Origin of the sequence: Flavobacterium sp. FPG59 (assembly GCF_002150205.1) — a bacterium.
In the GTDB taxonomy this organism is placed as follows: domain Bacteria; phylum Bacteroidota; class Bacteroidia; order Flavobacteriales; family Flavobacteriaceae; genus Flavobacterium.
The window spans coordinates 1-7684 of record NZ_MTCA01000150.1 but is presented as its reverse complement, the minus strand read 5'-3'; the positions used below and the strand labels follow the sequence as shown (position 1 = coordinate 7684).

The 7684-nt window shown below is 31.8% G+C and carries 6 protein-coding genes; all 6 read left to right on the top strand.

Annotated features, from left to right (window positions below):
* The first annotated feature begins 250 nt into the window (after nucleotides 1-250).
* Complete coding sequence (locus FPG59_RS11875) at nucleotides 251-3418, top strand: DEAD/DEAH box helicase (protein ID WP_086454810.1); 3168 nt, start codon at nucleotides 251-253, stop codon at nucleotides 3416-3418.
* A 217-nt stretch (nucleotides 3419-3635) separates the two neighbouring features.
* A complete protein-coding gene (locus FPG59_RS11870) occupies nucleotides 3636-4523 on the top strand; it encodes an RES family NAD+ phosphorylase (protein WP_086454809.1) in 888 nt (295 codons plus the stop codon).
* Between the two features lie 102 nt (nucleotides 4524-4625).
* A complete protein-coding gene (locus tag FPG59_RS11865; RefSeq protein ID WP_086454808.1) occupies nucleotides 4626-5360 on the top strand; it encodes a hypothetical protein in 735 nt (244 codons plus the stop codon).
* 108 nt (nucleotides 5361-5468) lie between these two features.
* Complete coding sequence (locus FPG59_RS11860) at nucleotides 5469-6398, top strand: phospholipase D-like domain-containing protein (RefSeq protein WP_086454807.1); 930 nt, start codon at nucleotides 5469-5471, stop codon at nucleotides 6396-6398.
* Between the two features lie 58 nt (nucleotides 6399-6456).
* Nucleotides 6457-6780, top strand: coding sequence for a hypothetical protein (locus tag FPG59_RS11855; protein ID WP_086454806.1), 324 nt, complete (start codon nucleotides 6457-6459; stop codon nucleotides 6778-6780).
* 91 nt (nucleotides 6781-6871) lie between these two features.
* The coding region (locus FPG59_RS11850) for a GNAT family N-acetyltransferase (protein ID WP_086454805.1) at nucleotides 6872-7684 on the top strand (813 nt) is incomplete at its 3' end.

The following is a 7684-nucleotide window of genomic DNA, read 5'->3' as shown; positions in this document are numbered from 1 at the left end:
AGCGAGAGTGGATAAGGCTTTTGTTTGGTAATAACTTATATTATATCAATGGCAATTATCTTGCTCACAATATAACAAAACCATTAAGTTATAAGCTGCCACTGATGAATGAAAGAGGATTTTTTAAAATTTAATTATAATAGTTTATTGCACAGCTATGACCTTATTTTAAAGGATGATTTATTAAGATAATTTTGTATTTTTATAAGCAAATGTTTTGTTAATAATGTATTACTAAATCATACTTTAAATGAATCAAATTAGTCTTAGCATTCCTTTTCAAATTAATTTAAAATTAGAGAAACCACTTTATTTTCGTTATGAAAAAGTAGATTGTGGTCTTATATCTCAAATAGCGATTAAAGAAGGATTACATCCAGTAACAGCAGTTCATAAATATAATTTAATTCATGAGATAAGTACTGAAAAAGGACAAAGTTTTCAAGTTTCATTAGAAGGTAAAAAAGAAGGTTATAATATTGTAGGACTTGCTGAGCATCTGCCAGAAAAATATGTATTGAATGACACAAGAATTGACAGTGTTACGAATTCAGGAAAATCTCTTCGTAAAGCTCAAGTTGGAGCGACGTATTCTTTGTTAGCTCATTGGTCATTGTCTAAAGAAGCGGCAACAATAGTTCTTCCTACCGGGACGGGTAAGACAGAAACAATGCTGGTTTCAGTTTTAGCAGATAAAGCCTCAAAAGTTTTAGTTATCGTGCCTACTGTTGATTTGAAAAACCAAATTGCAGATAAATTTGCTACTTGGGGTATTTTAAGGGAGCTTGGAGTTATAACAGGTGCCACATCTAATCCGTCTGTACTTGTTCTTAATAAAATAATTGGTAATATCGAAACAATAAAACATATCAATTCAGTTGATGTAGTTATATCAACACCGGCTTTAATTGCAAGAGCACATGGAACAGTTTTGGAAGAATTGAAAAAATCTTTTTCCCATGTTTTTTTTGATGAAGCTCATCATATCGAGGCAAATGAATGGAAGCAGATAAAAATTCTATTTAAAGATTCCAAGATAGTCCAGTTTACTGCAACTCCATATAGAAATGATAAAAAACCTATAGAAGGAAAAGTTGTCTATAATTACTCATTAGCCAGAGCATTAAAAGATGAATGTTTCTCAAGAATTTCTCTAATTTCTGTAGATGAGAGACATCCTAGAAAGAAAGATAAGGCAATTGCAGAAGCTGCAATGGCAAAACTTAGGCAGGACAGAGAAAAGGGCTGGACGAGACACAAAATGATGGTTCGTACTGAAACAGCTCCAAATGCGGAAGAATTGTTTAGAAATTACAAAAAATGGTTTCCAGATGAAAAAATAATTGCTGTTCATTCAAAGACCAAAGAGAAAAGAAAGAAAATTGAAAATATAAAAAAAGGAAAGTATGACATAGTCATTTGTGTTGATATGTTAAAGGAAGGTTTTGATTTTCCTGATTTCAAAATTGCTGCAGTCCATAAATTACATAAATCTCTCGCAGTATTATTACAATTCATTGGAAGATTTACAAGAACGCAGGATGGGCTTGGAGATGCATCCTTCATAGTCAATTTCGCTGAAGAAAATCTATCAGTTGAGCTAGAAAATTTATTGCAAGAGGGATCTGGTTGGGAAGACGTTATAAGTGAAATAGCAGATGCTAGAAAAGAAGATGCGGAATCTTTATTATCCTTCCTGCAGGGATGCCAGCCCTATTCTGGATTTGATTCTCCAGATACTGAACTTAATCCAAAACTTGTTTACCCAGCTTTAAGCTGTGTATGTTATAAAACGGAGGAGGTGGAGTGGAGTAAATTTAAAAATGCATTCAATCTAATTAAGTATGCTTTAACTCAACCATATTATAATAAAGAAGAAAATGTTTTTTATTTTACTACTCAAAAAAGAGAAAAAGTAAAATGGGCTAGAACAGATAAAATGCGTGATCAAACTTGGAATTTAATTGTCATGCATTTTGATAAAGAAACTCAACTTTTATATATTGGTTACTCGGAAAAATTGCTGGACATTAAAGAATTGGTGCAATCAATAACAAGTAAAGAGCCAGTTCCGTTAAATGGTGACTGTGTATTTAGATCATTTGATTCAATTAAGCGATTAAGTATTGTGCATGCGGGAATTTTTAAGCCGGCTAATCACTTACACAGATATTCAAGATTAAGCGGAGCTGATGTTACAACTGAGCTGTCAAAATGGAAAAAAGGAAATAGATGTCAAAAGTCAGATTTTGTTGGGATTGGTTTTCGTGATGGATTTCCAGTAAGTGTAGGTGCGTCGGTAAAGGGGAAAATTTGGAGCCCTGCTCGAATGGGGGATCTAAAACAATGGAAGGAATGGTGTCTAAATATAGGCAAATTAATTACTGATGAGAGCATTGATTCAAACCAATTGTTAGAAGATTCGGCTGAGAAAACACAAATTGAAAAATATCCTAAAGATTTAATTATTCTAGCGTGTGACTGGGCGGAAGAATTATATGATAAAATTCACAAGGTAAGTTTAGAAACTTCAACGGGAAGTATTATGCTAGCTGAATGTTTTTTAAAAAATACAGAAATACAGGAAAAAAGATCTAGTTTTATTCTTAATTTACCTGATCAGGTTATCAATTTTGCTATAGTTTTAGGAGGGGAAAAAGGGCATTCTGTTGAGGGTTTGGATGATTCTAAAGTTGTTGTTGAAGGTTTAAGAAGTGACCCCATGCCATTAAAAACTTTTTTTGAACAAAATCCTCCAACTATGTTTTTGCTGAATGGATGCACAATAGCAGGCTGTATTCATACCAATTACAACATTTCTCCTAAATTGCAGATTCCTGCGGAGCGTATTGAGATTTTAAAATGGGAGGATGTTAGTTATACGGCTGAATCAATGTATAAAAAAGGTAAAAGGCGTGATAATTCAGTACAGGAGTATGTAATGAAACGTCTAGTAAATCAAGGCGCAAAAATAGTTTTTAATGACGATAATTCAGGAGAGTCTGCCGATATAGTAGCAATTTTTCAGCATGATGACATTATTCGTTTTGAAATGATTCATTGTAAGTACTCTAAAGAATCTTCGGGTACACGATTGAAAGATCTTTTTGAGGTATGCGGACAGGCTATTGTATCTTTACGATATAAGTGGAAACCGGAAGAATTGTTAAAACATTTAGAACGCAGAAATGCTATGGGGGTTTTAAAAGATAAAAGATTTTATCACGGAGATAAAGATGGAATAGAAAGTATTAGAAAAGCACTAAGATATACAAATGTGGAATTTGAATTTGCTATTGCGCAGCCAGGAGTTAAAACGCCGAACATTAATGTTGAAATGATGGAGTTTTTAGGGTCCATTTATTCTACAGTAGTTGAGATGACCGAAACTAAATTAAAATGTTATTTCAATTCATAATCAAGAAAATAGTAATTAATTTAATCATAAACTTGGATCAGTATAAATAGTACTAAAATTATGTTTCTGACGGGATCATTGTTATTAATTGCGATTATTTTTTTTAATTTTAGAAAAGAAATATCAGATTTATAATCAGCTATAAATTGTGGCTGATAAGATAGATTTAGATGCTTTAGCATCTTTTTTTGTTTAATAGAGATTTTATAATTACAATATGAAACATTCAGAAATAATTAAGAACATACAGGCATTCGATTTAAAAACTGCAACATCTGAGGATATTCGCAAAAATCTACAGCTACTTGAAAGGTTTGGCGTAATGATAACAACATTACATCCTGGCAAAAAAATTATTCGGGCAAGACTTTCAGAGCCGAAATCATTTAAAAATGTCTCAGCTTTATCATACAAACCTCAGAAGTTTAATCAAATATTCCAAAGAGCTAGTACCCCGCAGAAGACTATGTTCTATGGTTCCATCGTACCAGAAATTCAAGGAACAACCGAACCTACAACTGCGAGGATTACAATTCTTTTTGAAATAAGTGAATTTGTCAGGGATACCAAAACAATCGGGGAACTAGATATTACTTTTAGCGCATGGGAGGTTACTGAAGACATTGATTTAGTATCAATTGTCCATCATAAGGGATTTCAAAGACCAACACAGCTATCGAATAATCTACAACAACAGTTTAAAAAATTAATTAGTGATAATCCAGAATTAGAAATCCCATCCTTAGAAATTAGTGCTTTTTTAGCAGGTGAATTTGCAAAAGAGTCAATTGGACACCATACCGATTATAAAATTTCTGCAATATATTCGGAAATTGTTTCCGAAAAATATGACGGAATCCTTTATCCAAGCGTAAGATTGGCAGGAGAGGGTATTAATATTGCGCTAAAACCGGAAACAGTCGATACTAAATTAAAATTTTTGGGAGCTTCTGAATGCAGACTCTATAAAAATGAATTGAATGTTTTTTTAGACAATCTTACTAATGCAGAAAGGGATGAAATAGGGTTACTGAAATTTAGTCCTCTAGAGGCACCATACTTTATTGGTGAAGAATTTTCTAGGAAAAGTGTTGGACTACTATGAGATGTGCAGGTTTTCTTAAGAAGAATATAGTGATACATGCCGGAATTACTAAAAAGGAATCTGACCCCAGTTGTAAAGATTTTGCAATAAATATAAATAGCAATGAATAACGCAGGCATAGAAATCTTAGACGAAAATTTTATTGGAGGTGGTGGAAATTGGAAGGTATATACTCACAATCTAGACAAAGAATTTATCATTAAGAAAAGAGATGGATTTGGCAGTTTTAGTGAGGATAAAAATCTTGAAAATTATCAAGCTATAAAACAAATAGGCTTACCAACTTTAAGCTCTTTTGCCGTTGAATTTCTGAAGAAATACGACAAATTTGTGCTGGTTGGAGAAAATTTAAACAGCAGCGAGAATATAATTTATGTTAGTCCTAATAGCATTCGTCCGCTGCCAGAATATCAAAAAGAGTTTTTAGATGAAAATTTAGAAGCAGTATTTAGACAAATGGTTGAGAAGGAAAGGACAAACAGAATTGATAGCATGCCAGTAGCGGAGAGGTATCGATACGAGAACAAACTGACGCAAATAGTCGATTTCGAAGTGTTCTGCAATTCTGCGATTGAAGATTTAAAATTAGCATCTCATAAGAAAGTATATATCAGTTATGACTGTTATTTTATTGGATCGAAGAAGAATTCCAGTATATCCGATTTAACATATAAGTTAGCTGATTTTGACGACATTGAAGAATGTTGTGACCTGTCTTTCCAAAAAATATTTGATACCAATAAAGGTGAATTTAAGAGAACAATGACAAGTTTTTTACAATACTTTGTTTGTGAAATGAATATTGATAATTACTTAGATTATCTTGGAGAGCTCTAAAAATGAATATAAAAACATTGGTCTGGCACATGAAGCTAAGTTGATCGAAGCGGATTATTATCTTTTCGTATTGAATTTTTCCTTTAGTTATATCATTTTCCTTAAATTATGAATTCATATTTTTCAGATATCGATTATCAAATAATAAAGCAGATTAAATTGGCCCAAAGCAGAATATTAGTTGCAGTTGCATGGTTTACTAATACTGATATTGGAAAAGAAATTATAAATAAGAAAGGAATCGATATTGAAATACTTGTTGATGATAATAAAATAAACAGAGAATCCGAAAATCTAATTGCCATTATAAGGGAGGGAATTGAAGTTACTTTTGTGAAAGACCTTAATGAAAAATATTATCAGATGCACAACAAATTCTGTACTATTGATAATGCTATTGTAGTTACAGGTTCATATAACTGGACGTACAGCTCCAAGAGTAATGATGAGAATATAACGATTATCAATGACCAGATAAATGCTGCTTTATATGCTCACGAATTTCGCAGAATTAAAAATCTGAAATTTCCTGATGACGGTTTTTCTATTAGTCAGGAAGAAAGAAAAGAGATTGTTGATTTGATATATAATGGATTGAAAGAATTATTAAGAGCAAATATTGATAATTTTGAAAAGAAGCTTATTTGTGAGTGGTCAAATGAAAAAGTGAAGAATAAAATTAGAATAGTAAATGAGCGATCCCGCAACATTCTTCAAAGTATGTCAGGACATTTAGCAGTCTATAATGAACTAATATCTAAATATGGACTCCAGTTCTATACTTTAGCTTCGGAGAATGAGAAAATTGAAGCTCGGGATAAATTTTTAAAAAAAGATTTAGGCAAACTCGATGATGATTTACGCTTGGGTCTTCAATACTTTAAGGTTTTTGCCATTATGAGGCTCTTACAAGATTACGCGAAATTTTTAAAAGACAATAATGACTGGGACAAGACCCAGCGAGTACTAAAAGTAGTTAAATTTATTTCGGATGAGAAAAATGAAATTGGTAAAGAAATTAATATATCCTTTCTATAATTAAAAAATTAAAATAAATACGTTTCATATAGATCAATAATGTTTTAAAAATTAGAATATGACTGCAGAAAATTACTCTAAAATTCAGGAAGGAATTAGAAATAGTACAGAAATAATTTTGGCAGTCAGACATGGTTTGGGAGATATTATTCAGGATACTACATTCCAAGCTTACATCCTCGGTGATGATTCATATCAATATTCATTCGTATGGGGATATCTGCCAGATTTAAATTTATATTACAAGTTTATGCTTGATAATATTATCACTGTAAAAAATACAACTAAAAAATATTCCGTTCGAAAACAAGCTAGTTATCAGCATGCAATTGAAGAAGAGCAATTTGCAATTCTCGAGAACTTTACGAATATTTTTAATTAAATTGCAAATGACAAAATCATTAAATATTAACGGTGTCGAATTTAATACCTATTGATATTTTTCCGCCATGTTGTTAAACATTGAATTTTAAATGAGCGCAGAATTTATAAATTATTTAGAAGAATTAGTTGGAGACCAGCATTTGCAGCACTTTTACCTAGTGAACCATGTTCTTTCAGTAAATAGCAGAAATATTACTCCAAGTAAAGTCTTGACTATTGGCAACGAGGAGCATTGGATTCTAGTATTTTGTGCAGAAGGGCAATTTCATATCTATGGAAATAACTGGGTAGACAGCCAGCTATTAAAATTTCTGGATTCAGTTGATTTCAGTGAAATTCCAGACGGTTATTTTTTCTCGGGGAACCGATATTTAATTGAGTATCTGATGACTAATAATGAATCTGTAGAAATTATTACATTTAAAAACAGGGAATTTTATGAGACAAAAAAAAACTTAAGTAGTAGGGAAAGTGAGGATTTAAATATTGGATTTTGCACCATGGAAGATCTGGATGAAGTTACTGAAATGAACTGTTCTTTCTTCGAAGAAGAATACAATGGAGAAAACAACAAGGATTTTGATGAAATTAAGGTTGATATGATATCTCACATTTTAGACAAGAAATATTTTGTAGCAAAAGCAGATAATGAGCTTGTAGGTTTTTGCAGCATAATGGACACGGTATTTGGTAATTCTATGATCGGAACAATTTATATTAAGCCAAAATATAGATCTAAAGGCTATGGTCAGACATTATTGCAAAATACAACACATTTTGTATTGACTGAAAACCCTAAATGCTGGCTAATGACAGATGAAGCAAATATTTCGTCTAACAATATGGTTTTAAAAATTGGTTACAAAAGAATATTCCAATATACCTCTGGAAATATTAAAAAG